The following is a 26,018-nucleotide window of genomic DNA, read 5'->3' as shown; positions in this document are numbered from 1 at the left end:
CGCGGGTACGCGGCCCGTCGACAGGTCGGAAAAGGGGATGATCCGGCGTCTCGGGGCGTGTCACCATGCGGTATGGATCTCTCGGACGGCACCGTTCTGCTCGACCGGCCGCTGGTCGGGGATCTCGACACCATCGTCGCGCACTGCCAGGATCCGGCGATCGCGGAGTGGGTGACGATTCCTGTTCCCTACGGGCGGGGTGATGCCGAGTTCTACCTCGCCGAGATCGTCGGCAAGGGGTGGGCGGGGCGGTCGCCGGTCTGGGCCGTCCGGCGTGCGGGTGGTGGGCCGATGCTGGGGAGTATCGGGTTGCACGACAGGGGGGAGGGGGCCGCCGAGATCGGGTTCTGGTTGGCGGCCGGGGTGCGTGGGGGTGGGCTCATGTCGCGGGCCGTCGCGCTGGTGTGCGAGTTCGGTTTCGCCGAAGAAGGTTTCGGGTTGGCGCGGATCGGGTGGCTGGCGTACGTGGGGAACCGCGCTTCGGCCGCTGTGGTGCGGCGCAACGGGTTTCGGTTCGAGGGGACGCAGAGGCTCGGCGCTGTGCAGCGGGGAGTCCGGCGGGACTGCTGGCTGGCCGGGCGTTTGGCCACCGACCCGCCCGGCCCCGCCGACGGGTGGCCCGAGAAAACCTGAGTTCCCGGGCGGCCCGCCGAATCACCGGCACCCCGCCGAGTCCCCGGCGCTCTGCCGAATCCCAGGCACCCCGCCGAATTTTAAGCACCCCGCCGAATCCCAGGCACTCTGCCGAATCCCCGGCACTCTGCCGAATCCCCGGCACTCTGCCAAACCAGTCGAGCCGCCGCAGGCGAAGCGACAGTAGCTACCGCGCTACCGCGCCTGTCGCATCGCCTTGCGGCGGCTCGACCGGTTCGTGCGGAAACTGCTCACTCGTCCCGAGGGATCAGTGCGCGCGACGCGAAGCGACCGCGGCGGCGAGCCGATCGAGCTGAACAGCCGTGGTCTCCCAGTCGATGCACGCATCGGTGATGGACTGCCCGTAGGTGAGCCGATCCGCATGCCCGAGCGCCAGATCCTGCCGCCCGGCGACAAGGAAACTCTCCAGCATCATCCCGACAACCCCCGGCTCCCCATCGGCGAGCCGCTGCGCGATATCCCCGACCACATCGACCTGCCGATTGTGATCCTTGTTGCTGTTGCCGTGGCTCGCGTCAACGACGATCCGCTGCGGCAACCCCGCCTTCTCCAGCCGGATGCACGCCTCCGCGACCGACGCCGCGTCGTAGTTCGTCCCGGTGCTCCCCCCGCGCAGGATGACGTGGCAGTCCGGGTTCCCGGTGGTCCGGATGAGCGCGGCGCGGCCGTCCAGGTCGGTCCCGGGGAAGACATGGCTCGCCCCGGCGGCCCGAACCCCGTCCACCGCGACCTGCACGTCCCCGTCGGTGCCGTTCTTGATGCCGACCGGCATGGAGAGCGCACTGCTCAACTGCCGGTGCACCTGGCTGGCGGCGGTGCGGGCACCGATGGCGCCGTAGGAGACCAGGTCCGCGATGTACTGCGGGGTGATCGGGTCGAGGAACTCGCACGCCACCGGGAGCCCGAGCGCGGTGATGTCGACCAGCACCTTGCGGCCGATGCCGAGCCCGGTGTTGACGTCGAACGAGCCGTCCAGGTGCGGATCGTTGATCAGCCCCTTCCAGCCGAGCGTGGTACGCGGCTTCTCGAAGTAGACGCGCATGACGATGTGCAGCCGGTCGTCCAGCTCGGCCGCCTTCGCGGCCAGTTTGCGGGCGTACTCCAGCGCGGCGACCGGGTCGTGCACCGAGCACGGCCCGACGATCACCATGAGACGGTCGTCGGTGCCGTTCAGGACGTCGATCGTGGCCCTGCGGCCGCGGCGGACGGTGTCGGCGAGCTCGTCGGTGATCTGGTGCACGCGACGGACCTCGGCGGGCGAGCGCAGCGGGCTGACCGCGAGGGTGCGTTGGTCGTCGAGGTCGGAATGGCGGGCATCGACGTCGGCGGCGGTAGTCATTCGTGGGTTCCTTTCTCAGGCCGGCCCACGAAGCGAAACCCCGTCGAGCCGGTCGGTACCGGCTCGGGTGGAGAATCAGCGCGCGCGGTCCACGCACGCCGGCCCACCCTGGGCCGGCCTGCTAAACCAGTAATCGCGCAGCATGGAAGAAACTGTAACAGCTCGGTCAGCCGAACTGTCCGGCCACGTACGACCCGGCCGGGGTGCCCGCGATCACATTGATCCTGTTCCAGGCATTGATGGTGGCGATGCAGGCGATCAGCCCGGCGGCCTGGTCGTCGTCGTAGTGCTTGCGCACCTGCTGCCAGGTGTCCTCGCTCACACCGCCGCCGTCGGCGATCCGGGTGGCCTCCTCGGTGAGCGCGAGCGCGGCCCGCTCCGGCTCGGTGAAGAGCGTCGCCTCCTTCCATGCGGCGACGAGGTTCAGCCGCACCGGGTCCTCGCCGGCGGCGATCGCGTCCTTGTAGTGCATGTCGGTGCACATGCCGCAGCCGTTGATCTGGCTGGCCCGCAGCTTCACCAGCTCCTGGGTGGCGGCGGGCACGGCGTCCTCGAAGACCCGCGAGGCATTGGTGAGGCGCTTGACGAAGCTGCCCGCGATGGCATTGCCGAAGAGATCGATTCGCGCGTTCATGGCGGTTCCTTCCGGTGCGCCCGCCGTTCGCCGGCGGGCTGTACCAGGAGGACGACACCGGCCCGGGGAGTGTGACATCGGAGTGCGTGGCCGCGAATTGTCACGGCAACAACGCGGAAATACGTGCTGGCTAGCGTGGGGAGACCGCGCCCTCGGTGCACACCGTCGCTGTCGCCCCCGAGCGCGGTCGCCGGCTGCTGAGGGTGGAGATATGACGCAATCGTCCACGACCGAAACCCACTGCCCGTACTGCTCCCTGCAATGCGGAATCGTCCTGCGGCAGCGCGAGGGGAAGTTCGAGGTCGAACCCCAGCCCGACTTCCCGTCGAACCGCGGTGGGCTCTGCGCCAAGGGCTGGACCGCCGCGGAGCTGCTGTCGCACCCCGACCGATTGACCACGCCCCTGATCAGGGACCGCCGGGATCTGCCGCTGCGGCCAGGCACCTGGGACGAGGCGCTGAGCAGAATGGTCAGCGCGTTCGGCGCGGCGCAGGGGCGGCACGGCCGCGACGCCGTCGGCTGCTTCGGCGGCGGCGGGCTCACCAACGAGAAGGCCTACCAGCTGGGCAAATTCGCGCGCGTCGCGCTGGGCAGTTCGGCGATCGACTACAACGGACGCTTCTGCATGTCCTCCGCGGCGGTCGCCGGGACACGGGCTTTCGGAATCGACCGGGGTATGCCGTTTCCGCTGGACGACATCGCCGAGACCGATGCGATCCTGCTGGTCGGCAGCAACCCCGCCGACACCCTGCCGCCTGCCATGCGGTTCTTCGACGCCGCCGGCGAGCGCGGCGCGCGGTGCGTGGTGATCGATCCGCGCCGGACGGCCACCGCCGCCAGGGCGGAGCTGCACCTGCAACCGGTTCCGGGGACCGATTTGGCGCTGGCGAACGGGATGCTGCACGTAGCGGTCAGGCAGGGCCTCATCGACGAGGCGTACATCGCCGCGCGGACTACGGGTTTCGACGCGGTCCGGCGTGCGGTCCGGCTGTACTGGCCGGACCGGGTGGAGCGGATCACCGGCGTCCCGGAGAGCGCTGTCGTCGAGGCGGTGCGGATACTCGGCACGGCGCGGCGCGCGATGATCATGACCGCGCGCGGCGCCGAGCAGCATCGGGCAGGCACCGACACGGTGTCGGCGTTCATCAATCTGGCGCTGGCGCTCGGCTTGCCGGGCCGCCCGTTCTCGGGGTTCGCGACGGTGACCGGGCAGGGCAACGGCCAGGGCGGACGTGAGCACGGCCTCAAGGCCGACCAGCTACCCGGCTACCGCCGCCTCGACGATCCGGCGGCACGGGCCCACGTGGCCGCCGTGTGGAACGTCGATCCCGACGAGCTGCCGCTTCCCGGCCTCTCCGCGTACGAAATGCTGGATCGGATCGCCACCCCCGGCGGCGTGCGGGCGATGTGGGTACTCGGATCGAACGTGGTGGTCTCCGCGCCGAACGCGGGCCACGTCGCGGAGCAGCTGCGGCGGCTCGACTTCCTGGTGGTGTCCGACATCTTCCTGTCCGAGACCGCGGAGCTGGCCGACGTGGTGCTGCCCGCCGCGCAGTGGGCCGAGGAAACCGGAACGATGACCAACCTGGAGGGGCGGGTCGTGCTGCGCAGCGCCGCGACCGCACCGCCGCCGGGCGTGCGGACCGATCTCCAGGCGATGAGCGACGTCGCGCTCCGGCTCGGCAAGCCCGGATTCTCCGACGATCCGGAGGTGGTCTTCGCCGAGCTGGGGCGCGCGAGCCAGGGCGGCAAGGCCGACTACTCGGGAATCGGCTACGCCCGGATCCGCGCCGGGGACGGCGTGTTCTGGCCCTGCCCCTCGGTCCGGCATCCGGGCACCCCCCGGATGTTCACGGTGGATTTCCCGACCCCGGACCGGCGGGCGCGGTTCCACGTCACCGAACAGGGCGACGCGGCGGAGCCGCCGGACACCCGATTCCCGTACTACCTGACGACCGGCAGGCTGCTGAAGCAGTACCAGTCCGGCACCCAGACCCGCCGGGTCGGTGCCCTCGCGGCGGCCGAGCCCGCACCGCACGTGGAACTGCACGAGCAGCTCGCCCGCCGGATCGGCGTCGTCGACGGCGATCCGGTGCTGCTCCGAACCCGGCGCGGCGAAGCGGTGATGGCCGCCAGGATCGACCGGGCGATCCGCCCCGACACGGTGTTCGTGCCGTTCCACTGGGGCGGCCCGGGCAGCGCCAACCTGCTCACCAATCCCGTACTCGACCCGCACTCGCGCATGCCGGCGTTCAAGGTGTGCGCGGTCGCCGTCGAGCGCGCACAGCCCTCCCCGCCGATTCCCGACAAGGAGCAGAGCCGATGACCGATGGCAGCACCCCCCGTTTCCTGCAGGGCGTCTGCGCCTTCACCGGGAAGGGGCTCGAGCAGCCCGTCCCCCTGGACGCAGCGCTGCGCTACACCGTGCCCGCGGGCGCGACGACCCAGCCGGTGTACTTCCGCGGCGGCAATTCCAGCGACGAGATGATCGCGGTGGTACTCATGCGCGACGGCGCCGCGATGCGCTATTTCCCGATCGGCGCGAAGGACGCCGTCCACGTGGCGCTGCGGGTGGTCGAGGATTTGCTCGGCGATACCGTGCTCGAGCTCTTCCTCGCCGCGCCCGAGGGATGCACCGGCACGGTCGTCGTCGACCTCGGCCTGGTCGAAGTCTGACCGGCCGGGACGAGGAGGAGACGACGATGACAGTCCTCGAGCACGACACCGCCCCCGCCCGCAACGGCGCCGCCGCGACCACGAAGGCCAGGCTCGTGGTGGTCGGCAACGGCATGGCGGGCGCCCGCGCGGTCGAAGAGATCCTGGCGCGCGACGGTGCGAACCTCTTCGACATCACCGTTTTCGGCGCCGAACCCTACGGCAACTACAACCGGATCCTGCTGTCGAACGTGCTGGCCGGGAGCGACAGCACCGACGAGATCTACCTGAACCCGCTCGACTGGTACGCCACCAACGGAATCGACCTGCGCGCCGGGGTCCGGGTGGTCCGGATCGATACCTTCGCCCGGCTGGTCTGGGCGGATGACGGCACCCGCGTCCGGTACGACAAACTCGTCCTCGCCACCGGGAGCCGGTCGTTCTTCCCGCCGATGGAGGGGCTCTGGGCGAGCGATACCACGCTGGCCGACGGCGTCTTCGGGTTCCGCACCATCGAGGACTGCGCGGCGATGATCGCCGCCGCGGGCGAGCGGACGAAGGCGGTCGTGGTCGGCGGCGGGCTGCTCGGCCTCGAGGCCGCCCGCGGCCTGCAGAGCCGCGGGCTCGCCGTCGACGTGGTGCACGCCCGGCCGACGCTCATGGACGCGCAGCTGGACGGCGCCGGGGGAAAGATCCTGCGGCGCTCCCTGGAGCGGATCGGCATCGGGGTACACGTCGAGAAGTCGACGGTCCGCGTCCGCATCGGCGATGACGGGCGGCTGCGCGGCGTCGAGTTCGCGGACGGCGGCGCGCTCGACTGCGACATGCTCGTGATCTCCGCTGGCATCCGCCCCAACGTCGATCTCGCCCGCAGGGCCGGGCTGACCATCGAGCGCGCGATCGTCGTCGACGACCACATGCGCAGCGTGGACGCCGACGACGTCTATGTCGTCGGCGAGTGCGCGCAGCACCGCGGCCAGGTGTATGGGCTGGTCGCGCCGCTGTGGGAACAGGCGGCGGTGCTCGCCACCCACCTCACCGGGAAGGGCGAGCAGACCGCTTACCACGGATCGCGAATCGCGACGAAGCTCAAGGTCGCCGGCGTCGACGTCGCGGCGATGGGGCTCAAGGCGCCGCAACACGAGGACGACGAATTCGTGCAGTACTCCGAGCCCAGGCACGGGGTCTACAAGACGGTGATCATCCGGGACGGCAAGCTGGTCGGCGCCACCCTGGTCGGCGATGTCAGCAAGGTGTCGTTCCTCATGCAAGCCTTCGATCGGGGGCTGCCGCTGCCGGAGGAGCGGGTGGCGCTGATGTTCGACCTCGGCACCCCCGATGTCGAGGTCGGCGCCGCCGAACTCGCGGACGACGCGCAGGTCTGCAACTGCAACGGGGTGACCAAGGGCACCCTGGTCCGCTGCGTGTCGGAGGGGGTGAAGACCGTCGCCGGAGTCATGAACGCGACCAGGGCGGGCAAGGGCTGCGGCTCCTGCAAGCAGCAGGTGGCCCAGATCGTCGAATGGGCCGCCGACGGCGCGGTCGAGGAGGACCCGGCGACCTCCTGGTACGTGCCAGGGGTCCCCTACGACAAACCCGAACTGATGCGCAGGATCCGGGAACTGCGGCTGCACTCGGTGTCCTCGGTGTTCGCCGCACTCGCGCCCGACGGCAGGGAGGACGCGGGCTCGAAGATGGCGCTGGCCTCGCTGTTGAACATGATGTGGGGCGCCGAATTCGTCGACGAGCGCGACGCCCGCTTCATCAACGACCGCGTGCACGCCAATATCCAGCGCGACGGCACCTTCTCGGTCGTCCCCCAGATGAAGGGCGGCGTGACCGATTCCGGGCAGCTCCGGCGGATCGCCGACGTCGCCGACAAGTACGCGATCCCCCTGATCAAGCTCACCGGCGGGCAACGTATCGACCTGCTCGGCGTGCGGAAGGAGGATCTCCCCGCCGTCTGGGCCGACCTCGACATGCCATCGGGCTACGCCTACGGCAAGAGCTTCCGCACGGTGAAAACCTGTGTGGGCACCGACTTTTGCCGCTACGGCCTCGGCGACTCCACCGCGCTCGGCATCGCGATCGAGGAGCGCTACCAGGGGCTGGCCGCGCCGGCGAAGATGAAACTGGCCGTCACCGGGTGCCCGCGCAACTGCGCGGAGGCGCTCTGCAAGGATCTCGGCGTTGTCGCGATCGGCGACGGCCGGTGGGAGATCTATGTCGGCGGCGCGGCCGGTGCCCACGTGCGCAAGGGCGATCTGCTCGCCACCGTCGACTCCGCGGCCGAGGTGATGACCGTGACCGGCCGGTTCCTGCAGTACTACCGCGAGAACGCGGGCTGGCTGGAGCGCACCTACGCGTGGGTTCCCCGGGTCGGGATCGAGCGGATTCGCGCCGTGGTACTCGACGACGCCGACGGCATCGTCGAGCAGCTCGACGCGAACATGCAGAAATCCGTCGACGCCTACCGGGATCCGTGGCAGGACGGCCGGAGCCCGGCCACACCGGGGCAGTTCCGCACCTCGCTACCGCTGGTCGCGCTGCCGCAGGTGCCGATCCGATGACCGAGTTCACCGTGGGCAGGGTCGACGATATCCCGATCGGTGAAGGCCGCGCGTTCGCCGTCGACGGCGCGCAGGTCGCGGTGTTCCGGCTGCGCGACGGGAGCCTGCGGGCGCTCGGCGCGGTGTGCGCGCACCGCGGCGGGCCGCTCGCGGACGGGCTCGTCGACGACGCGGTCGTCGTGTGCCCGCTGCACGGCTACACCTACGACCTCTGCACCGGCGCCGAGCGCACCGGCAGCGACCTGGCGGTGCCGGTGTACCAGGCGCTCGCCGACCCCGACGGCACGCTGCGCGTCAGGATCGGCAGTCCCGCCGAGTCCGGCGCGGGTCAGTAGGCCGAGAGGACGGGAACCCCGGTGAGCTGCTCCGAGAGCTCCCAGAGCTGCCGGGCGACCTCGTCGTCCTTGGCCGCGGCGGTCGAACCGGAGGGAGCCGGGTAGCCGCGGGTGCCGCCGAATCCCTTGGGGCCGTAGTAGCCGCCCGGCTCCACGTCGGCGGCGGTGGCGGCGTAGAGCTCGGGCAGCGCGCCCATCGCGGCGCTCTGCGCGAACACCCGGTTGCCCACCGCCATCACGGTGTCCAGGAATGTCTCGGTGTGCGACTGCAGCTCGGTGGCGGCGTAGCCGGGGTGCGCGGCGGCGGCGAGCACCGGCGAGCCCGCCGCGGTGAGCCTGCGCTGCAACTCCCTGGTGAAGAGCAGGTTCGCCAGCTTGGACTGGCCGTAGGCGCTCCAGCGCTGGTAGTCGCGGCGCTCCCAGTTCAGGTCGGCGAGGTCGATCTTGCCCGCGCGGTGCGCGCCGCTGGAGACCGTGACCACCCGGCCGGTGATCCGCTCCAGCAGCAGCCCGGTGAGCGCGAAGTGGCCGAGGTGGTTGGTGCCGATCTGCATCTCGAAGCCGTCGGCGGTGCGGCGCAGCGGCACCGCCATCACCCCGGCGTTGTTGATCAGCACGTCGATCTTCGTGTCCGCCAGCTCCGCGGCGAAGCTCCGCACCGAGGCGAGATCGGCCAGGTCGAGGCCGCGCACGCTCGCCCGCTCGCCGAGGTCGGCGGCGACCTTCTCCCCCTTCGCCACGTCGCGGCAGGCCAGGATGACGGTGGCCCCCGCCTTCGTCAGAGCCCGGGCGGCGACCGCCCCGAGCCCGCTGTTGGCACCGGTGACCACGAAGGTCCGTCCGGTCTGGTCGACGATCTGCGTGGTATCCCAACGGCCCATGCGGCGAGTCTACGGTTCGGCCCGGCCGCCCCTCCAGCCTGAGATAGGGTTGCCTAACCTATACCCGCTCGTCAGCTGTGAGGAATCGTGACTTCGACATCCACGTCCGCCCATCGTGACGGTTACGTCCCCTTCCCGGCGGCGGCCGCCGCCGAGTACCGGTCAGCGGGGTACTGGGCCGGGCGCGCCATCGGCGACCTGCTCACCGACGCCGCGCGCCGCGCGCCCGCCGCCCCCGCGGTGCTGACCGACGCCGGCCCGTGGAGCTACGCCGAGCTGGACGCGGCGGCGGACCGGATGGCGCACGGCCTGCTCGCGCTCGGCATCGCCCCCGGTGACCGGGTGGTGGTGCAGCTGCCGAACGTCCCCGAGTTCGCGACCGTGCTCTTCGGGCTGCTGCGCGCGGGCATCATCCCGGTGCTCACGCTGCCCGCGCACCGCCGCGCCGAGATCGAGCACCTGGCGAACCTCGCCGAGGCGGTGGCGTACGTGATCGCCGACGAACTCGGCGATTTCGACTATCGCGCGCTCGCCGCCGAGGTGCGGCCCGCCGTGCCGACCCTGCGGCACGTACTGGTCCTCGGCTCCCCCGGCGAGTTCACGGCGCTGGCCGCCGTGCCGCGCGAGCCGTCCGGTGAGCTGCCCGCCGTCGACCCCTCGGATATCGCGCTCATGCTGGTCTCCGGCGGCACCACCGGCCTGCCCAAGCTGATCGCCCGCACACACGACGACTACGCCTACAACGCCGCCGCCAGCGCCGAGATCGCCCAGCTCACCGCAGCCGACGTCTACCTGGCGACGCTGCCCGCCGCGCACAACTTCCCGCTCGCCTGCCCCGGCATCCTCGGCGCCGTCACGGTCGGCGCGGCGTTCACCTTCATCACCGATCCCAGCCCGGAGAGCGCCTTCGCCGTCATCGAGCGGCACCGGGTCACGGTGACCGCCCTGGTGCCACCGCTGGCCCAGCTCTGGACCGCCGCCGTGGAGTGGGAGGAGGCCGATCTGAGCTCGCTGCGGCTGCTCCAGGTCGGCGGCGCCCGGCTCGCCGACGTGAACGCCCGCGAGGTCACCCCCGCGCTCGGCTGCACCCTGCAGCAGGTCTTCGGCATGGCCGAGGGGCTGATCAACTACACCCGGCTCGACGATTCTTCCGAGCTGATCTGCACCACTCAGGGGCGGCCCATGTCCCCCGCCGACGAACTGCGCGTCGTCCACGAGAACGGCGTCGACGTCGAGCCGGGCGCCGAGGGCGAGCTGCTCACCCGCGGCCCGTACACCATCAACGGCTACTACCGCGCCCCCGAACACAATGCCCGCGCCTTCACCCCCGACGGGTTCTACCGCAGCGGCGACCTGGTTCGCAGGTTGCCGAGCGGGCATCTGATCGTCTCCGGGCGGATCAAGGACGTGATCAATCGCGGTGGGGAGAACGTCTCCTGCGACGAGCTCGAGGAGCACCTGCTCGCGTACCCGGGCGTCCGGCACGCCGCCGCCGTCGGACTGGCCGATGCGGTGCTCGGGGAGAAAGTGGGTGTGGTCCTCGTGGTAACCGGCACGATGCCGTCGCTGAGCGAGATCAAGGCGTTTCTCACCGGGCGTGGGCTCGCGACCTACAAGCTGCCTGACGTGCTTCGGCAGGCGGAGGCGTTGCCGGTGACGGCGGTGGGGAAGATCGACAAGAAGGTGCTGCGCGAGCAGGGGTGAACCGTCGCCCTATCGCAGCGCCACCGACGAAACCTCGCGCCACTCGTACCGTCCGTTGTCGCGGTTCAATTCGATGAGCGACACCTCGGCGACCACGTCGGTGACCGTGTAACCGGCGAGCCGGTCGGCTTCGAGCTTCTTGCGCAGCTCCTCGATGGGTGCGACCCCGGTCGAGTAGCTGACCGTGAGGTGGGGTCGGAAGGCCGAGCCCTGTTCCGGGACCTTCGCCGGTCCCCGGACCTCGGCGATGGCGTCCTGCAGCCGATTCCGGACCGCGCTCAGTGGTCCGGGATCGGCGATCGGGAGTTGAATGGTTTCACTGTCGATGATCGGCGGCCCGACGGTGATGGTGAAGCGCGGCAGCTCGGCGAGGCTGCGCCGCGCGGCATCGATGATCCGATCGGCATCTGAGGCCGCCACGGTGTCGGTGAAACCGATGCCCTGCACGGTGATGTGCAGTCCATCAGCGCTCACGGGCTGCATGGTCGGCAGCGCCGAAAGCGTCTGCTCGAAGACATCACTCGATTGCCGGACCGGCGAGGCTGCGGCGAAGGTGATGTGCCAGGTGTAGAACGACTTGCCGACAGACCACCCGGGCCGCCACCACCAGTGGTCGCGAGTGGTCGCATGGTCACCGTGCGCGGTGTCCTCGATCGCCATCCCGCTCATCCCATCTCACCCACAGTGCACCGGCTTGCGGGCATCGGCGAAACTCCGCTCCCGGACCGCACGCGGCCACGCTTTCTTCTCCTGCTCGACAGCGAACGCTCGCATCAAGGGTTGAGCGCGGACACGCGGCCGGCGCCGGCAGGCCACACCACATCGACGGGCACCCCGCGCTGGTGGGCGAGGGCGACAACCGAACCGGTGCCGCCCGCCTGCCCGGTATCGCCGTCCCACACCGCGACCAGCCGGTCCACGGTACCGAGAACAGCCTCGTTCGCAGCTTCGTAGGCTGCGCGGCCGGCATCGTCGAAGTCCATTACCCGGACTTCGGTCGCGCGCTCAGCGAGGTCGTCGAACTCGGCGGCGTGATCCGGCTTCACCTTCGCGGTGCGGTAGTTCCGCGAGGGCAGAACAACTTCGAGCTGTGCCCCGGAGTCGAGTACCGCGCGGGCGAACACGCTGTCGGCGCCGCGGGCGATGCAGCTGACGCCGACCAGCTCGCCCGGCTCGTACTCGGCGAGCAGCGCGCGCACGGCGGTGTAGACCGCGGTTGCGGTGTCGTCGGTGATGTTCATGTGGCCGGTCACGCCGATCCGCACCATGCTCTGTCCACTCCTCTCATGCTGTCGCCGCGACCAAGGGCCGCATGCGCTCCCGCAACTCGGCCACCGCGCGCACCCGGACGAAATCTCCCGTGCGGTTGTACACCCGGGTGAGCTTCTTCGCGACCCGATCCGACGCGGTCTGCTCCGCCACTACCAGCGCCGAGTGTCCGACGCGGCACGCCTCCTCGAGCTCGCCGCCGATGAGACGGGCCTCGACCATGTTCAGCTGATCCAGCGCGGAAGAGCGGCGACGGCCCGGCCTGCGCAACTCGATCGCCCGGCCGATCTGCACGGCGGCCTCGTCGGCGAAGCGCGGCTCGCGTCGAGCCGTCTCCAGCAGCCGGCCGCCGATCGTGCCCGCCAGCTCCGCGGCGTCGAAGTAGCGAATCCAGTGCGGATCGCCGGACCGGTCGGCCCCGTCGAGCACCGCGTGCGCCTTGTCGCAAGCCCGGCGGAACGCCGTCGGACGCCCCGACTTCGCATAGGCCCACGCCACCCGGGTGTAGAGCATCGCTTCCGTGGCCGGGGTGAGGCGCCCGGCCGCATGATCCTGGGCCAGCCGGATCAGTTCGAGCGCGTCCCCCGGCTGGTTCAGCGAGAGCAATTGCCGCGCCATCCCGGACAGCACTACCGCGGCGAACGCCGGGTCCTCGGCCTCCCGTGCCGCACGCACGGCGAGCGCGTAATAGTGCTGCGCGAGGTGCTGCTCCCCGGAATCCCACGACACCATCGCCGCTGTCTCCGCGAGCTGCGCCATGACCCCGGCCAGCCGTAACCGGATCTCGGGCGGGTGGGCTTCGGAGACGAGTTCGTTCACCTCGGACAGCTGCCCGACCACGGCCTTGCGTCGTAAGCCTCCACCGTGCCGGTCATCCCACGTGCGGAACACCCGCGCTGCGTTCTCCAACTCCTCGACCTCCTGCAGGCCGACACCCGAACGAGCTCGGCCGGGGACCACCGGCGCGGCGCCGTGCGACAGCCACCGCTCGAGCGGCTCGAACAGCTGAACTCCGACCACGACGCCGAACAGTGCCCGGCTGAGCTGGCGGCGATCGAACATCAGATCCTCCCGGGTGAGGTCATCGGCCACCGACGTGGCCGCGGCCGTCCACGTGCCCGGCGACCACTCGCAGCCCACGGTATCGGCTGCGCGGCCTGGCAGCACCGGGACCGCCGCCGCCTCCGCGAACCGCGCCCGCTGCTCGGCCGTCGCGCGTTCCAGCATGCCGATGACCTCACCGACCGTCCGGTCGTTGAGCGTGATGGCGTCGCCCAGAGCGGCCCACTTCTTCACCGTGGACAGCCCGATTCCCGACTTCTCGGCGAACCGTCGCTGCGTCAGCCCCAATGCCATCCGCAACGAAGTGGCCTGCATACCCCCACCCTTGCCCCCGACGCCGCATCCGGACACCGGGAGTGGACCGGAGTAGACCGCGAATTCAACCAGGGTAGACCCGCTTTCGCTTCCTCCGAGGTGCATCCGCCACGAGTGTCGAAGGCGCACCCGGCCCGGCGCCGGGTGCTCGACACAGGGGAGAAACCATGGGGAGCCGGCCGGACCGCGACACAGAGCCGCGGCGCCGCGATCAGGACGACAGATCGCGCAGATACCGATGTGATGAGCACCCGGGCGAGCTGGAACGCTGGGACGCCGCCAACGTGCTCACCCGGCACACCGGGCACGACCCGAACCGCTGCCTGCCCTACTCGACCGCCCTCGCCCGCCTGTCCACTCCGCTGGCGTGACCACCGGACGCCCCGGCCTCCCGCACTGGCGCGAACTCACCACGGTGTTCCGCACCTCGGTCCGCCCACCCGACAGCGCGCTGCTGAAGCAGGCCCGGATGCTGGCATCGGCGCACCGGGTGCGAGCGGTCCACCCCGGCTGCGACGCGGCGTTCGAGGCCGGCCGCGCAGCCCTACGCGGCTGGATCGCCGAGTGGATCATCGGCCATACCGGCGCCCGACCCACCGCCGCCGCGGCCTGCGCGGTCGTCATCGATGACATGGCCGCGGCGCACGTCACCGCCGAGCGGCTGCTGCAGATCGAGCCGCCGCCCAGCGCGGAGCAATTGCACGCCGCGTGGTTCGATGTCGGCTACCTCGCCACCTATTGGACAGAGCTGGTCGCCGAGGTGATCGACGGACAGCCTCCAGTGCCATGGCCGCTGAAACGCCGGTGACCTCCAGCAACCCTGTACCGGATGACGACGGCCGGAAAGATCGACAAGGTACTAGCATTCTCGGTGCAGACCCCCCCCACACCCGTGGATAAGGGGGTCTCGCTGTTTCCGAGGAACCGGACGCTCTGCCTCCGCCCAAAAGCCGATGCCCGGCGACCGAGGGCCACCGGGCATCGAAGAAACGCGAAAAGACCTACCCCTTCACGACATACGGCGCGACACTGCTCAACTTCTCGCAGGTCTCCTCGAACTCCCGCTCGGGCCGCGACTGCCCGACGATCCCCGCCCCAGCGCGCAACCAAGCCCCCTCGGTCGTCTGATAGACGGCACGCAGAACGAGCGTCGCCTCCAGCGCCCCGGTGCCGGAAACAGTCACCACCGCACCGGAATACAGCCCGCGCGGATCGTGGTCGAGCCGGAAGACCGAGTCGACGCCCTCACGCTTGGGGATGCCGGAGGCGGTGACCGAGGGGAAAAGCACCTCGAGCGCGTCCCAGGCGCTGCGATCGTCGGCGAGCGTGCCGCGCACGGTGGAGGCGAGGTGCTGAACGCTGCCGCGCTCGCGCACCGCCATGAAGTCGGAGACGGCGGTGGTGCCGGGCTCGGCCAGGGCGGCGACCTCGGCGAACGAGGTCTGCACGGAGATGGCGTGCTCGACGATCTCCTTGGGGTCGGCGAGCAGCTCGGCCTTGGTGGCGGCGTCGATGTCGGCGCCGCGGCCGAAGGCGCGGGTGCCCGCGAGCGGTTCGGTGGTGACGACGCGCTCGTCGTCGACGGCGACTACCAGTTCCGGACTGAAGCCCGCCGCCTCCAGTCCGCCGAGGCGGAGCAGGAAGGAGCGCGCGGGGGTGTTGTTGGCGCGGCCGAGGCGGTAGGTGGCGGGTACGTCGACCACGAAGGGCAGGTCGACCTTTCGGGAGAGGATCACCTTCTGGTAGCGCCCGGCGTTGATCTCGCCGACCGCCTCGGCGACTCGGTCGCGGTACCCGGTGGGGTCGAGCCGGATCTCGGCGGGGGTGGCGGCGGGCGCCTCGTCGTCCTCGGCGATGAGCGCGAGGATCGCCTCGGCCTCGTCGGGGGTGGCGCCGGTGACGGCGTGCCCGGAGCTGTCGATCCGCACTTCGATGCGCGGGACCATGAGGTGCGCGAGCGTGGTCCGCTCGGGGACGTGCGCGACGGCGTCCAGCGCCCAGGCGCAGAACTCGAAACCGATCCAGCCGTAGGCATTTCGGCCGCCGAGCGGCAGCCGGGCGAGCGCCTGATCCAGGACAGCGGCCGGGCGGCCGGACCATGCCTCGGCCGTCGCCTCGCCCTGCCAGGAGACCCGCAGTTCGTCGACGTCGAGCTCGATCCCGCCGATGGGGTCGGCGGCGAACACCCATTCACCCTGGCGCTCGTAGATCACGTACTCGCCGAAGCGGTCCGCCCCCGCGAGGCGTGACATCGCTGCCGCCGGATCGGTTACCAGCTCCGCGCGCACGCGCTCGTCCGTTGTCGACAACGATCCTCCAAAGGTAAAGCTGACCTAACTACGGGAGGTAAGGTTAGCATTACCTGGCTTTACGTGTGCTTGTGCCGCAACGCACACCGAGCAGCCGCGCCCCATGGACCGAATCGGATTCGACTCGCTGCCCGACTTCCCTGCGCGGATCGCCGCCGAGGGCTTGAATAGGAGTGTCGTTCAACGCGGAGGGACCGGCATGATCGAGGACAGCGGCAGCACCGGCGGTGCCACCACCGCGTCGGCCACCCGGCCGGGGCGCGGTGCTCCGGCGCCGGTCTCGGTGGTGGCGCTGGTGGATTCGGCGTCGGCGGTGGAGCGCGAGCTGATCGGCGAGTGGATCGCGGCGGGCGGGCTGGCCGCGGAGGCGGGCAGCGCGGCGCCGGTCACCCAGATCGACCTGGACGCGGGCGCGATCGCCACCCGGCTGGCCGGGCGCAGGGACGACCCGCTCGTGGTGCCGGTGCGGGTGATCTGGCTGCCGCCGGAGCGCGACGGCGTGCGCCGGGTGACCTTCACCGACCTCGCGCTGCTCACCAACCCGCGCAAGCCGAACCGGCTGGTCCAGCGCAAACTGCTGGGAAGCTCGCCGGAGCGGCACCGGGTGCTCACCGGGCAGCCCGCCTACCTGAGCGAGCTGCGACTGAACAATCCCGAGGCCGCCGCGCTGCACCGCACCGGCCAGTCCGAGCCGTTCGCCCGCGCGGTGGTGCGCGCGGCGGTGGTGGCGCTGGAGCGCGCCGAACGCTCGGTGATCGGCGACCGGTACAAGGTGCCGCAGCTGGTGGCCGAGGAGATCCTGGACTCCCCCGACTTCCTGCGCAGGCTGGAGGCGATCGCCGACGCCGAGGACGCCGACCCGCGCGAGGTGTACCGGCGGGCGGAGAAGGGGCTGCACGAGCTGGTCGCGGCGCAGAGCAGGCTGGTCTCCGACCTGTTCACCCAGGCCATGCGGCCGGTGCACGCCTCGACCTGGAACGTCGACTCCGACGATTCCGGGCTGGCCGGGCTGCGCGACCTGAACCGGCGCTACCCGCTGGTCTTCCTGCCCTCGCACCGCTCCTACGTGGACGCCTTCGTGCTCGGCGACGTGCTCGCCCGCAACGACTTCCCGCCCAACCACGTGATCGGCGGGGCCAACCTGAGCTTCTGGCCGATGGGTGCGATCGCGCGCCGCACCGGCACCGTCTTCATCCGGCGCAGCTTCGGCGACGACGAGGTCTACAAGGCGGTGGTCGAGGAGTACTTCGCCTACCTGCTCAGCAAGCGCTTCAACATGGAGTGGTACTTCGAGGGCGGCCGCACCCGCACCGGCAAGCTCCGGCCGCCGCGGTACGGGCTGCTCAACTACCTGGCCGCCGCGGTCCGCGCGGACCGGGTGGAGGACGTCCTGCTCGTCCCGGTCTCGATCACCTACGAGCGGCTGAACGAGCTCGGCGCCATCGCCACCGAGCAGGTCGGCGGTAAGAAGAAGGCGGAGGGGCTGGGCTGGCTGGCCCGCTACATCCGCAACCAGCAGCACTCGGCCGGGCACGTCTACGTGCGCTTCGGCGAGCCGCTCTCGGCGCGGGACCGGCTCGGCGCGCACGGCGACCCGCTGCACAACCCGCCGGTCACCATCCCGCTGCACACCACGAACGGCACCGCGGCCGCCGACGACCCGGCGCGCGCCGAGCGCGAGGAGCGGGAAAAGCGCGCGGTGCAGCGGCTCGCCTTCGAGGTGGCGGTCGGCATCAACGCCGTCACCCCGGTCACGGTGAACGCGCTGGCCACGCTGGCGCTGCTCGGCGTGCAGGAGCGGGCGCTCACCCTCGGCGAGGTGCGCGCGCTGCTGGCGCCGGTGCTGGACTACATCGTCGAGCGCGACCTGCCGCGCGGCGAGCTCGGCGCACTGCGCGAGGAGGCCAGCCTGGCCGTGGTGCTGGAGCAGCTCTCCCTGGCCAGGGTGGTCACGGTGTTCAGGGGCGGGCTGGAGCCGGTGTACTCGATCCAGAGCGGCGCGCACCTGGAGGCGGCGTTCTACCGCAACAGCGCGGTGCACTGGTTCGTCAACCGCGCCATCCTGGAGCTCGGCATCCTGGCCGCGGTCACCGCGGACGCCGACCCGCCGCCCAGCGCGGAGCCGGACCCGCTGAACGCGGGCTGGGACGAGGCGTTCCTGCTGCGCGACCAGCTCAAGTTCGACTTCTTCTTCCCGGAGCGCAAGGAGTTCGCCGACCAGCTCACCGCGGAGATGCTGCTGGTCGATCCGGACTGGCGCAGCAGACCGCGCAGCACCCGCGGCCGGGACGTGCTCGGCAGGCTCACCTCGTCCGGCTTCATGATGGCGCACCGGGTACTGCGCTCCTTCTTCGACGCCCAGCTGGTGGTGGCCGAGCGGCTGGCCGCGCGCGATCCCGGTGTCGCGGTGGATCGCAAGGACCTGGTCGCGGAGTGCGTCGCGGTGGGCAGGCAGATGCTGCTGCAGCAGCGGCTGCACAGCCCGGAGTCGGTCTCGACCGAGCTCTTCGGCACCGCGCTGAAGCTCGCGGACAATCGCGGGCTGCTCGACCCGGCCGACGGACCGGAGGCGCGGGCCGACCTGGCGGTGCGGCGCGAGGAGTTCGCCGCGCGGCTGCGCATCCTGGCGGCGCGGATCGGCCAGGCGGCGGCGCTCGACCCGTCCAACCGGGCGTCCCTGGACCGCCGATGAGCGCTTCTCGTCACCACCACCGGTCGGCTGTCCGGCGGCTGGGAGCCACGCCGATGGGTGTCGCCGGGCCGCCCGCCCAGGAGGCCGGGCTATGAGCGAGGCGGCAAGGGACCATCCCGTCGCGGCTGCCGAGCCCGCCCGCTCGGTCGACGCGCTGCTCGAGGCGATCCGCACCGGCCCGCAGGGGCCGCAGGTGGGCGCCTTCTTCGACTTCGCCGGCACCGTGGTGGACGGCTTCCGCAGGCCAGGCCCGCTGCGCAGGCTCACCGGACGCCGCCGCCCGCACGACGCCGCGCACACCCTGCGGGACAGCATTCGGACCGGCACCACCGACGGCGAGTACGGCCAGTTCCTCCAGGCCGCCCAGCACACCCTCGCCGGCTGCACCGAGGACGATCTCACCGCCGCCGGCCGCGCCCTCTTCCGCACGGAGCTCTACGAGCAGATCTTCCCGGAGGCGTGGCTGCTGGTGCAGGCGCACCGCGAGGCCGGGCACACCGTGGTGCTGATCAGCTCGCTCACCCGCTTCCAGCTGCGCCCGGTCGCCGACGAGCTCGGCATCGAACACCTGCTCTGCACCGAACTCGCGGTCGATGGCGGCGCGCTCACCGGCTACCTCGACGGCAAGCCGCTCTGGCGCACCGGCAAGGCCGACGCCGCGCTGGCCTTCGCGCAGGCGCGCGGCATCCAGCTCGGGAACAGCTGGGTCTACGCCGACAGCCTGGCCGACCTCCCGCTGCTCGAGCTCGCGGGCCGCCCGGTCGCGGTGGCGCCGGACTCCCGGCTCGCCCTGGTCGCGGCCGAGCGGCGCTGGGCCGCGCCCGCCTTCCGGCCGCGGCGCCCGCCGACCCCCCTGGACGCCGTGCGCACCGCGGCCGGCTTCGCCGCCATGCTCGGCGGCGCGCTGCTCGGCGTGCTCGCCCGCAGCTACACCGGCGAGCGCAGGAAGATGGCGGACGGGTTGCTCGCCTTCGCGACCAGGGGCGTGCTCACCACTACCGGAGTCCGGCTGCGGGTCACCGGCACCGAGCACGCGCGCGGCCCGCGCCCGGCGGTCTTCCTCTTCAACCACCAGAGCCAGTACGACGTCTTCATCGTGCCGCGGGTGCTGAACGGCGGGGTGACCGGCGTCGGCAAGCAGGAGCTCACGAAGAATCCGATCTTCGGCCCGCTCATGCGCTTCGTCGGGGTCACCTTCATCGACCGCACCAGCACCGACAGCGCCAAAGCCTCGCTCGCCCCCGTGGTGCGGACGCTGGGCGAGGGGCTCTCCATCGCCATCGCGCCGGAGGGCACCCGCTCGTACACGCCGCGGCTCGCCCCGTTCAAGAAGGGCGCCTTCCACATCGCCATCCAGGCAGGCGTCCCGGTCATCCCGATCGTGATCCGCAATGCAGGCGAGGTCTGCCGCCGGAACGCCGCGGTCGCGCGCCCCGGCGTGGTGGACGTGGCGATCCTGCCGCCGATCGACGTCTCCGGCTGGGATCCGGCCGCGCTGGACGAGAAGGTCGAGCAGGTGCGCAGGCAGTATCTGCACACCCTGCTGCACTGGCCGGGACAAAAGACTTGACCTCGAGGATTATTGAGGTTTCAGTATGAGTGGGCAGAGCCGGAGCCGCTCCGGCGCCCGAGGGAGGGAGACCCCACCGTGACCACCGCTTCCACCACACCGAGCCGAGTCCCCGCGCTGAGCCGCCCCGCCGCGGTGCTCGGCCCGACCGTCGCCGCCGTCGTCGCCAACCTGATCATCTGGGCCATCGCCAAGGCGGCGGGGGTGAACTTCGAGGCCACCAACAACGGCGAGGTGGGCGAGGTGCCCGCGAGCGGCATCGTCTTCATCACGGCGGCGCCGATGCTGGTCGGGCTGACCGCCGCGGTGCTGCTCGCCTACCGCTGGCCCGGCATCCTGCGGGTCGCCGAGATCGTCGGGGCGGTGCTGGCCATCGCCACCATCGGGCTGACCATCGCCGCCGACTTCGACCTGTCGTCGACGATCGCGCTCGCGCTCATGCACGTCACGCTGATTCCCGCCATCGTGATCGGGCTGGAGGGGCTGCGGCGCAAGCTGGCCGAGCCGGGCGAGGCGGCCTGACCACGGGGTCCGGCGCCCGCGCCCACCCGGCGCGGGCGTCAGACCTTGCGGTTGAAGAGCAGCTTCCACGGCATGAGCGCCGACTCCAGCTGCACCGCGAAGCTCATCTTGGAGTCGCCGATGGTGCGCTCCTCGAAGCGGATCGGCACCTCGGCGATGGTGTAGCCGCGCTTGACGGTGCGGTAGTTCATCTCGACCTGGAACGAGTAGCCGTTGCTGCGGATCGAGCCGACCTCGATGGCGCGCAGCGTATCGGCCTTCCACGCCTTGAAACCGGCGGTGGCGTCCTTGACGCCGAGCCGCAGGATGGCGTTGACGTAGAAGTTGGCCCAGGCGGAGAGCGCCTTGCGGTACCACTTCCACTCCTCGGCGGTGGAGCCGCCGGGCACGTAGCGGGAGCCGAGGACGACGCCCGCGTCGGTGTCGCGCAGCTTCTCCAGCATCGCCGGGATCACCTCGGCCGGATGCGAGAGGTCGGCGTCCATCTGGATCACCACGTCGGCGCCCTCGTCGAGGGCGCGGGTGATGCCCGCGATGTAGGCCCGGCCGAGGCCGTCCTTCTCGGTGCGGTGCAGCACGCCGACGACGGCGGGCAGCTCGGCGGCGAGCTTGTCGGCCACCTCACCCGTGCCGTCCGGCGAGTTGTCGTCCACGACGAGGATGTGCAGGTCGGGGATGGACAGCGACGTCAGCCGCTCCACCGCGACCGGCAGATTATCCCGCTCGTCGTAGGTCGGCACAACAACGGTAACCCTCAAGGGTCGCCCTCCCAGCTCACCTGTTCACGCGCCGCGGGCATGAAGACCCGCGAGCGTTCGCCTGATTCCGGGGAAACGGTACTCGATCCGCGCGCGGGGAAGCCGGGCGGCGGGGTGGGTTCAGCCGCCCTCGCTCCAGTTCCGGTCGGAGCGGTCGGCCTGTTCGTTTCGCGCCCTTGCGATTTCCAGCGCGCGCTCGGCCGTCGCCTGGTCCGGGTAGGGGCCCATCCGGTCCCGGAACCAGCACTGCCGCCCGCGCTCGGCCCTGTTGTGCTTCAAGCAGTAGTACCAGCGTTCAGCCATGCCCCCAGCATTCCACCGGAGCAGGCTCCGTACACGGGACTCACCCGAACGCGATTTTGACCCGAGTTCACCTCAAGCCCGCTAGGGTTACGCGTTCACACCTAGCGTATGGGGGCACTCGCTGATGACCGTCGATACCGGAGCGCGCCGGGAGAGCCCGCGATCCAAGCGAAGCACCATCCTCGCGGTCGCGATCGACCAGTTCGGCCGGGTCGGCTACGACCACACCAAGTGGGCGTCGATCGCGGACGAGGTCGGCATCGGCCAGACCGCGCTCTACCACTACTTCGAGTCCAAGGCGCACTGCCTGCTCACCATCATGCGGCTGGAGCTCGCCGATTCGGTCGAGCGCTTCGACGCAGCCACCGACGGCATCGACGACCCGGCCACCGCGCTGCGCGCCGCCGTCGGGAGCGCGCTGACCGCCACCCCCAGCGACGCGCTGCAGCGGCGCATCCTGCAGAACCACCTGGATCTGCTGGCCGCTCCGCGGCAGTCGGAGAAGGAGGAGGCCGAGCGGCTGCGCTCGCGCGGCCTGGTGCAGGAGGTCGAAGCGCGCTGGACCGAGCTGGTCCAGCGCGGCATCGATGCGGGCGACTTCGCCGACGGCGATCCGCGCACCCTCGGCAGGCTGGTGCTCGGCATGGTCATCAGCGTGTGGCGCTGGTACCGCCCGGACGGCCCGCTCACCCTGGATCAGATCATCGAGACGGTCAGCGACGCCGCCGTCCGCGCGGTCCGCGGCTAGCCGGCCCGCCACTGCCCCGGAAACGCGAAATCCCCCTGATCGGCGACGATCAGAGGGACTCTGTGGCCAGGGCCGGGATCGAACCGGCGACCTTCCGCTTTTCAGGCGGACGCTCGTACCAACTGAGCTACCTGGCCGCAGGCAACTGCGAAACGGCTGCCATACGCGAAGTGCCGGATTTCTCCGGCACTCGTGTGCGACCCTGACGGGACTCGAACCCGCGACCTCCGCCGTGACAGGGCGGCGCGCTAACCAACTGCGCCACAGGGCCTTGCTTTGCTACCAACGACCCGAAGGCCGTACCCCCTACGGGATTCGAACCCGCGCTACCGCCTTGAAAGGGCGGCGTCCTAGGCCGCTAGACGAAGGGGGCTCGTTCCGGATCTCTCCGGATCGGCTTTCAACGTTTCCGCTGGGAGCTCGCATAGCTTATGACAGACCGCCCCGGATTCCCAAACCGGCTGGTCAGATACCCAATCCGAGTTCTTCGAGTCGGGCGGATGCCTGCCAGCCGTTGCTGCGGAACTTCTCCGCCCACTCCTGGGTGGCCATGGCCTCGATCACCACCTCCAGCGCCTCCTGGAACCGCGAGCGCAGATCGATGCCGCCGCCGAAGACGTCGATCAGGTACCGCTGGCCGGCCAGCGCGGCCGCCAGGGTCCGGGTGAACCGGTCCGGGTCGGCGTCCGCGCGCAGCTGCCCCTGCTCCATCGCGCGCACCGCCAGTGTCTTGGTGGCGCGGCCGATGATCCGGCTGCCGCCGGTCTGTACGTCGCGGTAGAAATCGGGCTCGATGATGAGCCGGTACTCGGCCTGCACGATGATGTCGTGCTGCAGCCGGAGCGCCATCTCGTCGATCATCCCGTGCAGAACGTCGAGCGGCCCGAGATCCGTTCGGGTGAGCCAACGTTCGGCGGATGCGCGATATCGCTCGATCGCCGTGTCGAGGACGGCGCGCGCCAGATCCTCCTTGGAGTCGAAATGGAAGTACATCGCCCCCTTGGTCGCCCGCGACCCTTCCAGTATCCGATTGAGCGACGCCGCGGCGTAGCCGCTCTTCCCGAATTCAACGGCGGCGGACCTGATGATCGCCGCACGTGTCCGGCGGGCCCGCTCTTGCTGCCGTGCCATGCTCGAAACGCCTCCGAAGCTTACTCGCCGCCGCTGGCTAACCCCCCTTGGGAAGAAACCGGCAGCGCATAATGACGACTCTTGTTTACACTTCAACCTGGGTTTTCGCCCAATTACAAACTTTAGGTACGAAAACTCGGTGTGAAACTCGAAACACACCAGCTGGTATAGTTCCTCTGCCCGGGTGCGCCGCAGGGGGTGCGCATCCGGGCGTTTTTCGTCTCGAATCGGCCTCCTCCTGCGGCGTTCGACTCCAGCGGTACCGCGATCGGGGGCCCCGATCGCGGCGCGGCCCGGGAGAGCCGTACACATCCCGAATCAATCACGATCCGCTCGCGCGCGGTGTTTCTCCCGAATTTCACCAGGCCGCCACCGTACCCGGAAACCGCATGCGGCACGTGGCAAACCGAGGGGTCTGCCGTCGCGATCGCCAGAATTCGCATTCCGGCAAACAGTCCGCAATCGGTTATAGGCGGCGAACTCACCGCTATTCCGGACCGAACGGAACCGGCGCCGGGCCACCGGCCCGACAGCTCCGCGCGGCCGGTTTCCGGCCGCGCACCGGCGCACCCGATCCGTTCCGGGCACCCCCGCGCACCCGACTGTCTCCCCCGCAAATCCAAAGGCTTTGCTGGACAACATGTTTCGATAATAGGCATGGACCGGAGCAGAGGTGAAGCCGGGGCTGCGGATTCCAGGGCACATCGACCCCATCCGCCGCCGCGTTACCCGAGCGGCTCGCGCCACCTGCGGAATCCCCTCGCGCACGGTCGGTTCGGGCGCGCGGAACGGCTTCCGAACGGAAGCACCGCGAATATCGGAGCGATTCCCACCACGGGGCAGATGTGATGCCCATCATTCCGAGGCAAGCACGCCGAAGCGACCGAAGCGGAGTGGTGACTGTCGTCGAGCGGGAAACCTGGGGCGTGGTGCCCCCTGTAGGACTCGAACCTACGACCTAGTGATTAAAAGTCACCAGCTCTACCAACTGAGCTAAAGGGGCTCGGTCGGACACAGTACCCGACCACCACGCGCGGGCACGAGCAGGATTCACGGCCACCTCTACACATTTGCCTTATCTCGCCAGAAGCTCTCCGGCCCCGCCGGGCGAGCGCCGCGCCAGCAAAAGCTACCGACGGGTAGCAGGTTCGCGGTCCCGTCCGGCGGCCCGCTTGGGTTCCCCGCAGCGCCGGAATCCGCCGATGCCAGGCGGATACCGCCACCCCACCGCGCTCCCGGCGGCCGCGGGCGGCCGGCCGGATCCGGTGAGAGCCCAGCTCCCGCGCTGTAACCCAGGCCACGGCCAGCTAACGACGGGGCTCGCCGGACGATAGTCCACGGAACGCCGCGGAGCCCTAGAATCGGGGTCGTCGCCCCCCTGGTTCAGGGGGCGATACGGACGTGGCCGGAGTGGGCTGACGGTAGCGGACAGCACCCGGAGATGCGTTTCGCATCACACCTACGGTGCCGTAAGGTATGGCCGCATCGGCTTCGGTCTACCGTGGAAAACGACCCGAACGACCGCACGCACCGACTGAGAAGGGCACAAGACACTATGGCAAGGGATCTGACTCAACTCGAGCTTCTGACAGAGTTGGAGCCGGTTGCCGAAGAGAACGTCAACCGGCACATCTCCATGGCCAAGGAATGGCACCCCCACGATTACGTGCCGTGGGACGAGGGCCGGAACTTCGCCGCCATGGGCGGTGTGGACTGGGCACCGGAGCAGTCCCAGCTGAACGAGGTCGCCAAGGCGGCCATGATCACCAACCTGCTGACCGAGGACAACCTCCCCTCCTATCACCGGGAGATCGCGGAGAACTTCTCGCAGGACGGCGCGTGGGGCACCTGGGTCGGGCGCTGGACCGCCGAGGAGAACCGGCACGGCATCGTGATGCGGGACTACCTGGTGGTCACCCGCGGTGTCGATCCCGTCGCCCTCGAAGAGGCGCGGATGATCCACATGACCAACGGCTTCGCCTCCCCCACCGAGGCCGACGCCGGCTTCCTGCACTCGGTCGCCTACGTCACCTTCCAGGAGCTGGCCACCCGGGTCAGCCACCGCAACACCGGCAAGGTGTGCGACGACCCGATCGCCGACCGCATGCTGCAGCGCGTCGCCGCCGACGAGAACCTGCACATGATCTTCTACCGCAACCTCTGCGGCGCGGCGCTCGACCTCTCCCCCGACCAGGCGCTGGACGCGATCACCCTGATCCTGGAGAACTTCCAGATGCCGGGCGCGGGCATGCCCAACTTCCGCCGCAACGGCGTGCTGATGGCCAAGCACGGCATCTACGACCTGCGCCAGCACCTCGAGGACGTGGTCAACCCGGTGCTGAAGAAGTGGCAGATCTTCGAGCGCGACGATTTCAGCCCGCGCGGTGAAGAGGTCCGCGAGCGGCTCGGGAAGTTCCTGGAGCGGCTCGGCGCCGACGTGATCAAGTTCGAGGAACAGCGCGACCGAATGCTGGCCCGCGAGGCCAAGAAGCGCGAGCTGGCCACCACCGGCAGCTGACGCCGCGGAGCTCGGGTCACCGCCGCCGTCCGGATTCGTCCGGGCGGCG

The 26,018-nt window shown here is 70.4% G+C and carries 23 protein-coding genes and 4 tRNA genes; 13 read left to right on the top strand and 14 right to left on the bottom strand.

What is annotated here, in order from left to right; translation table 11 throughout:
• The first annotated feature begins 72 nt into the window (after positions 1 to 72).
• The gene (locus tag LTT61_RS21460; protein ID WP_233015856.1) at positions 73 to 633 is read left to right on the top strand and encodes a GNAT family N-acetyltransferase; all 561 of its coding nucleotides are present in this window, start codon (positions 73 to 75) and stop codon (positions 631 to 633) included.
• A 268-nt stretch (positions 634 to 901) separates the two neighbouring features.
• Here the strand turns inward: LTT61_RS21460 and LTT61_RS21455 are convergent, their stop codons facing one another.
• Positions 902 to 1,993: a 3-deoxy-7-phosphoheptulonate synthase gene (locus tag LTT61_RS21455; protein ID WP_233015855.1), complete on the bottom strand. Its 1,092-nt coding sequence runs from the start codon at positions 1,991 to 1,993 to the stop codon at positions 902 to 904.
• Between the two features lie 166 nt (positions 1,994 to 2,159).
• The gene (locus LTT61_RS21450; RefSeq protein WP_233015854.1) at positions 2,160 to 2,627 is read right to left on the bottom strand and encodes a carboxymuconolactone decarboxylase family protein; all 468 of its coding nucleotides are present in this window, start codon (positions 2,625 to 2,627) and stop codon (positions 2,160 to 2,162) included.
• Positions 2,628 to 2,838: 211 nt separating this feature from the next.
• Between LTT61_RS21450 and LTT61_RS21445 the strand changes: the two genes are divergently transcribed.
• The 4 genes from LTT61_RS21445 (at position 2,839) to LTT61_RS21430 (ending at position 8,187) form a co-directional block, all read left to right on the top strand.
• Positions 2,839 to 4,953 carry a molybdopterin oxidoreductase family protein gene (locus tag LTT61_RS21445; protein ID WP_233015853.1) on the top strand — a complete coding sequence of 705 codons (2,115 nt, stop codon included), beginning with the start codon at positions 2,839 to 2,841 and terminating at the stop codon, positions 4,951 to 4,953.
• Positions 4,950 to 5,303, top strand: coding sequence for a molybdopterin oxidoreductase (locus LTT61_RS21440; RefSeq protein WP_233015852.1), 354 nt, complete (start codon positions 4,950 to 4,952; stop codon positions 5,301 to 5,303). The genes LTT61_RS21445 and LTT61_RS21440 overlap by 4 nt, the downstream gene beginning before the upstream one ends.
• A gap of 113 nt (positions 5,304 to 5,416) precedes the next feature.
• Positions 5,417 to 7,852 carry a nitrite reductase large subunit NirB gene (gene nirB / locus LTT61_RS21435; protein ID WP_233021132.1) on the top strand — a complete coding sequence of 812 codons (2,436 nt, stop codon included), beginning with the start codon at positions 5,417 to 5,419 and terminating at the stop codon, positions 7,850 to 7,852.
• Positions 7,849 to 8,187: a Rieske (2Fe-2S) protein gene (locus tag LTT61_RS21430; RefSeq protein WP_233015851.1), complete on the top strand. Its 339-nt coding sequence runs from the start codon at positions 7,849 to 7,851 to the stop codon at positions 8,185 to 8,187. Before nirB ends, LTT61_RS21430 begins: the two co-directional genes overlap by 4 nt.
• Here the strand turns inward: LTT61_RS21430 and LTT61_RS21425 are convergent.
• Positions 8,181 to 9,068: an oxidoreductase gene (locus LTT61_RS21425; protein WP_233015850.1), complete on the bottom strand. Its 888-nt coding sequence runs from the start codon at positions 9,066 to 9,068 to the stop codon at positions 8,181 to 8,183. The two genes, LTT61_RS21430 and LTT61_RS21425, sit on opposite strands and share 7 nt — an antisense overlap.
• Positions 9,069 to 9,155: 87 nt before the next feature.
• Here LTT61_RS21425 and LTT61_RS21420 point away from each other — a divergent pair, with 87 nt between their 5' ends.
• Positions 9,156 to 10,772: a (2,3-dihydroxybenzoyl)adenylate synthase gene (locus LTT61_RS21420; RefSeq protein ID WP_233015849.1), complete on the top strand. Its 1,617-nt coding sequence runs from the start codon at positions 9,156 to 9,158 to the stop codon at positions 10,770 to 10,772.
• A 9-nt stretch (positions 10,773 to 10,781) separates the two neighbouring features.
• Here LTT61_RS21420 and LTT61_RS21415 read toward each other — a convergent pair whose 3' ends face one another.
• From LTT61_RS21415 to LTT61_RS21405, 3 genes are all read right to left on the bottom strand, one after another.
• Positions 10,782 to 11,432 carry a 2'-5' RNA ligase family protein gene (locus LTT61_RS21415; RefSeq protein WP_233015848.1) on the bottom strand — a complete coding sequence of 217 codons (651 nt, stop codon included), beginning with the start codon at positions 11,430 to 11,432 and terminating at the stop codon, positions 10,782 to 10,784.
• Between the two features lie 113 nt (positions 11,433 to 11,545).
• Positions 11,546 to 12,040: a hypothetical protein gene (locus LTT61_RS21410; protein WP_233015847.1), complete on the bottom strand. Its 495-nt coding sequence runs from the start codon at positions 12,038 to 12,040 to the stop codon at positions 11,546 to 11,548.
• A 16-nt stretch (positions 12,041 to 12,056) separates the two neighbouring features.
• Positions 12,057 to 13,418 (bottom strand): hypothetical protein, encoded by a 1,362-nt coding sequence (locus LTT61_RS21405; protein ID WP_233015846.1) that lies wholly within the window; start codon positions 13,416 to 13,418, stop codon positions 12,057 to 12,059.
• Positions 13,419 to 13,585: 167 nt separating this feature from the next.
• On the opposite strand from LTT61_RS21405, the gene LTT61_RS21400 reads away from it, so the two are divergent.
• Together LTT61_RS21400 and LTT61_RS21395 are read left to right on the top strand one after the other, a co-directional pair.
• Positions 13,586 to 13,789 (top strand): hypothetical protein, encoded by a 204-nt coding sequence (locus LTT61_RS21400; RefSeq protein ID WP_233015845.1) that lies wholly within the window; start codon positions 13,586 to 13,588, stop codon positions 13,787 to 13,789.
• Positions 13,786 to 14,226, top strand: coding sequence for a hypothetical protein (locus LTT61_RS21395; protein WP_233015844.1), 441 nt, complete (start codon positions 13,786 to 13,788; stop codon positions 14,224 to 14,226). The genes LTT61_RS21400 and LTT61_RS21395 overlap by 4 nt, the downstream gene beginning before the upstream one ends.
• Positions 14,227 to 14,419: 193 nt before the next feature.
• Here LTT61_RS21395 and LTT61_RS21390 read toward each other — a convergent pair whose 3' ends face one another.
• Positions 14,420 to 15,727: a salicylate synthase gene (locus LTT61_RS21390; protein ID WP_233015843.1), complete on the bottom strand. Its 1,308-nt coding sequence runs from the start codon at positions 15,725 to 15,727 to the stop codon at positions 14,420 to 14,422.
• A 199-nt stretch (positions 15,728 to 15,926) separates the two neighbouring features.
• Here LTT61_RS21390 and LTT61_RS21385 point away from each other — a divergent pair, with 199 nt between their 5' ends.
• The 3 genes from LTT61_RS21385 to LTT61_RS21375 all read left to right on the top strand — a co-directional run bounded on the left by LTT61_RS21385 (position 15,927) and on the right by LTT61_RS21375 (position 20,511).
• Positions 15,927 to 18,419: a glycerol-3-phosphate 1-O-acyltransferase gene (locus tag LTT61_RS21385; RefSeq protein ID WP_233015842.1), complete on the top strand. Its 2,493-nt coding sequence runs from the start codon at positions 15,927 to 15,929 to the stop codon at positions 18,417 to 18,419.
• Positions 18,420 to 18,510: 91 nt separating this feature from the next.
• Entirely contained in the window at positions 18,511 to 19,989 is a 1,479-nt protein-coding gene (locus LTT61_RS21380; protein ID WP_233015841.1) for an HAD-IB family hydrolase, read from the top strand.
• A 78-nt stretch (positions 19,990 to 20,067) separates the two neighbouring features.
• A complete protein-coding gene (locus LTT61_RS21375; protein WP_233015840.1) occupies positions 20,068 to 20,511 on the top strand; it encodes a DUF6069 family protein in 444 nt (147 codons plus the stop codon).
• A gap of 38 nt (positions 20,512 to 20,549) precedes the next feature.
• Here LTT61_RS21375 and LTT61_RS21370 read toward each other — a convergent pair whose 3' ends face one another.
• Complete coding sequence (locus LTT61_RS21370) at positions 20,550 to 21,284, bottom strand: polyprenol monophosphomannose synthase (RefSeq protein WP_269821909.1); 735 nt, start codon at positions 21,282 to 21,284, stop codon at positions 20,550 to 20,552.
• A 105-nt stretch (positions 21,285 to 21,389) separates the two neighbouring features.
• Positions 21,390 to 21,572 carry a hypothetical protein gene (locus tag LTT61_RS21365; RefSeq protein ID WP_233015838.1) on the bottom strand — a complete coding sequence of 61 codons (183 nt, stop codon included), beginning with the start codon at positions 21,570 to 21,572 and terminating at the stop codon, positions 21,390 to 21,392.
• A 124-nt stretch (positions 21,573 to 21,696) separates the two neighbouring features.
• Between LTT61_RS21365 and LTT61_RS21360 the strand changes: the two genes are divergently transcribed.
• On the top strand, positions 21,697 to 22,320 hold the full coding sequence (locus LTT61_RS21360) for a TetR/AcrR family transcriptional regulator (RefSeq protein WP_233015837.1): 624 nt from the start codon (positions 21,697 to 21,699) through the stop codon (positions 22,318 to 22,320).
• A 63-nt stretch (positions 22,321 to 22,383) separates the two neighbouring features.
• Here LTT61_RS21360 and LTT61_RS21355 read toward each other — a convergent pair.
• The 5 genes from LTT61_RS21355 to LTT61_RS21335 all read right to left on the bottom strand — a co-directional run bounded on the left by LTT61_RS21355 (position 22,384) and on the right by LTT61_RS21335 (position 24,454).
• A tRNA-Phe gene (locus LTT61_RS21355) sits at positions 22,384 to 22,457 on the bottom strand.
• Between the two features lie 60 nt (positions 22,458 to 22,517).
• Positions 22,518 to 22,591 (bottom strand) — tRNA-Asp (locus LTT61_RS21350).
• Positions 22,592 to 22,620: 29 nt separating this feature from the next.
• Positions 22,621 to 22,693 (bottom strand) — tRNA-Glu (locus LTT61_RS21345).
• 92 nt (positions 22,694 to 22,785) lie between these two features.
• Entirely contained in the window at positions 22,786 to 23,451 is a 666-nt protein-coding gene (locus LTT61_RS21340; protein ID WP_233015836.1) for a TetR/AcrR family transcriptional regulator, read from the bottom strand.
• A gap of 927 nt (positions 23,452 to 24,378) precedes the next feature.
• Positions 24,379 to 24,454, bottom strand: a tRNA-Lys gene (locus LTT61_RS21335).
• Positions 24,455 to 25,006: 552 nt separating this feature from the next.
• Between LTT61_RS21335 and LTT61_RS21330 the strand changes: the two genes are divergently transcribed.
• Positions 25,007 to 25,969, top strand: a complete 963-nt coding sequence (locus LTT61_RS21330) for an acyl-ACP desaturase (protein WP_233015835.1) — start codon at positions 25,007 to 25,009, stop codon at positions 25,967 to 25,969.
• The last annotated feature ends 49 nt before the right edge of the window (positions 25,970 to 26,018 follow it).

Origin of the sequence: Nocardia asteroides (assembly GCF_021183625.1) — a bacterium.
Taxonomy (GTDB): Bacteria; Actinomycetota; Actinomycetes; order Mycobacteriales; family Mycobacteriaceae; genus Nocardia; species Nocardia asteroides_A.
This window is presented reverse-complemented; position numbering and strand designations above follow the sequence as displayed.

Coding starts and splice junctions, on each gene's coding strand:
- LTT61_RS21460 (WP_233015856.1), top strand. CDS start 73: ATGGATCTCTCGGACGGCACCGTTCTGCTCGACCGGCCGCTGGTCGGG.
- LTT61_RS21455 (WP_233015855.1), bottom strand. CDS start 1,993: ATGACTACCGCCGCCGACGTCGATGCCCGCCATTCCGACCTCGACGAC.
- LTT61_RS21450 (WP_233015854.1), bottom strand. CDS start 2,627: ATGAACGCGCGAATCGATCTCTTCGGCAATGCCATCGCGGGCAGCTTC.
- LTT61_RS21445 (WP_233015853.1), top strand. CDS start 2,839: ATGACGCAATCGTCCACGACCGAAACCCACTGCCCGTACTGCTCCCTG.
- LTT61_RS21440 (WP_233015852.1), top strand. CDS start 4,950: ATGACCGATGGCAGCACCCCCCGTTTCCTGCAGGGCGTCTGCGCCTTC.
- nirB (WP_233021132.1), top strand. CDS start 5,417: ATGGCGGGCGCCCGCGCGGTCGAAGAGATCCTGGCGCGCGACGGTGCG.
- LTT61_RS21430 (WP_233015851.1), top strand. CDS start 7,849: ATGACCGAGTTCACCGTGGGCAGGGTCGACGATATCCCGATCGGTGAA.
- LTT61_RS21425 (WP_233015850.1), bottom strand. CDS start 9,068: ATGGGCCGTTGGGATACCACGCAGATCGTCGACCAGACCGGACGGACC.
- LTT61_RS21415 (WP_233015848.1), bottom strand. CDS start 11,432: ATGGCGATCGAGGACACCGCGCACGGTGACCATGCGACCACTCGCGAC.
- LTT61_RS21410 (WP_233015847.1), bottom strand. CDS start 12,040: ATGGTGCGGATCGGCGTGACCGGCCACATGAACATCACCGACGACACC.
- LTT61_RS21405 (WP_233015846.1), bottom strand. CDS start 13,418: ATGCAGGCCACTTCGTTGCGGATGGCATTGGGGCTGACGCAGCGACGG.
- LTT61_RS21400 (WP_233015845.1), top strand. CDS start 13,586: ATGGGGAGCCGGCCGGACCGCGACACAGAGCCGCGGCGCCGCGATCAG.
- LTT61_RS21385 (WP_233015842.1), top strand. CDS start 15,927: ATGATCGAGGACAGCGGCAGCACCGGCGGTGCCACCACCGCGTCGGCC.
- LTT61_RS21380 (WP_233015841.1), top strand. CDS start 18,511: ATGAGCGAGGCGGCAAGGGACCATCCCGTCGCGGCTGCCGAGCCCGCC.
- LTT61_RS21365 (WP_233015838.1), bottom strand. CDS start 21,572: ATGGCTGAACGCTGGTACTACTGCTTGAAGCACAACAGGGCCGAGCGC.
- LTT61_RS21360 (WP_233015837.1), top strand. CDS start 21,697: ATGACCGTCGATACCGGAGCGCGCCGGGAGAGCCCGCGATCCAAGCGA.
- LTT61_RS21340 (WP_233015836.1), bottom strand. CDS start 23,451: ATGGCACGGCAGCAAGAGCGGGCCCGCCGGACACGTGCGGCGATCATC.
- LTT61_RS21330 (WP_233015835.1), top strand. CDS start 25,007: ATGGCAAGGGATCTGACTCAACTCGAGCTTCTGACAGAGTTGGAGCCG.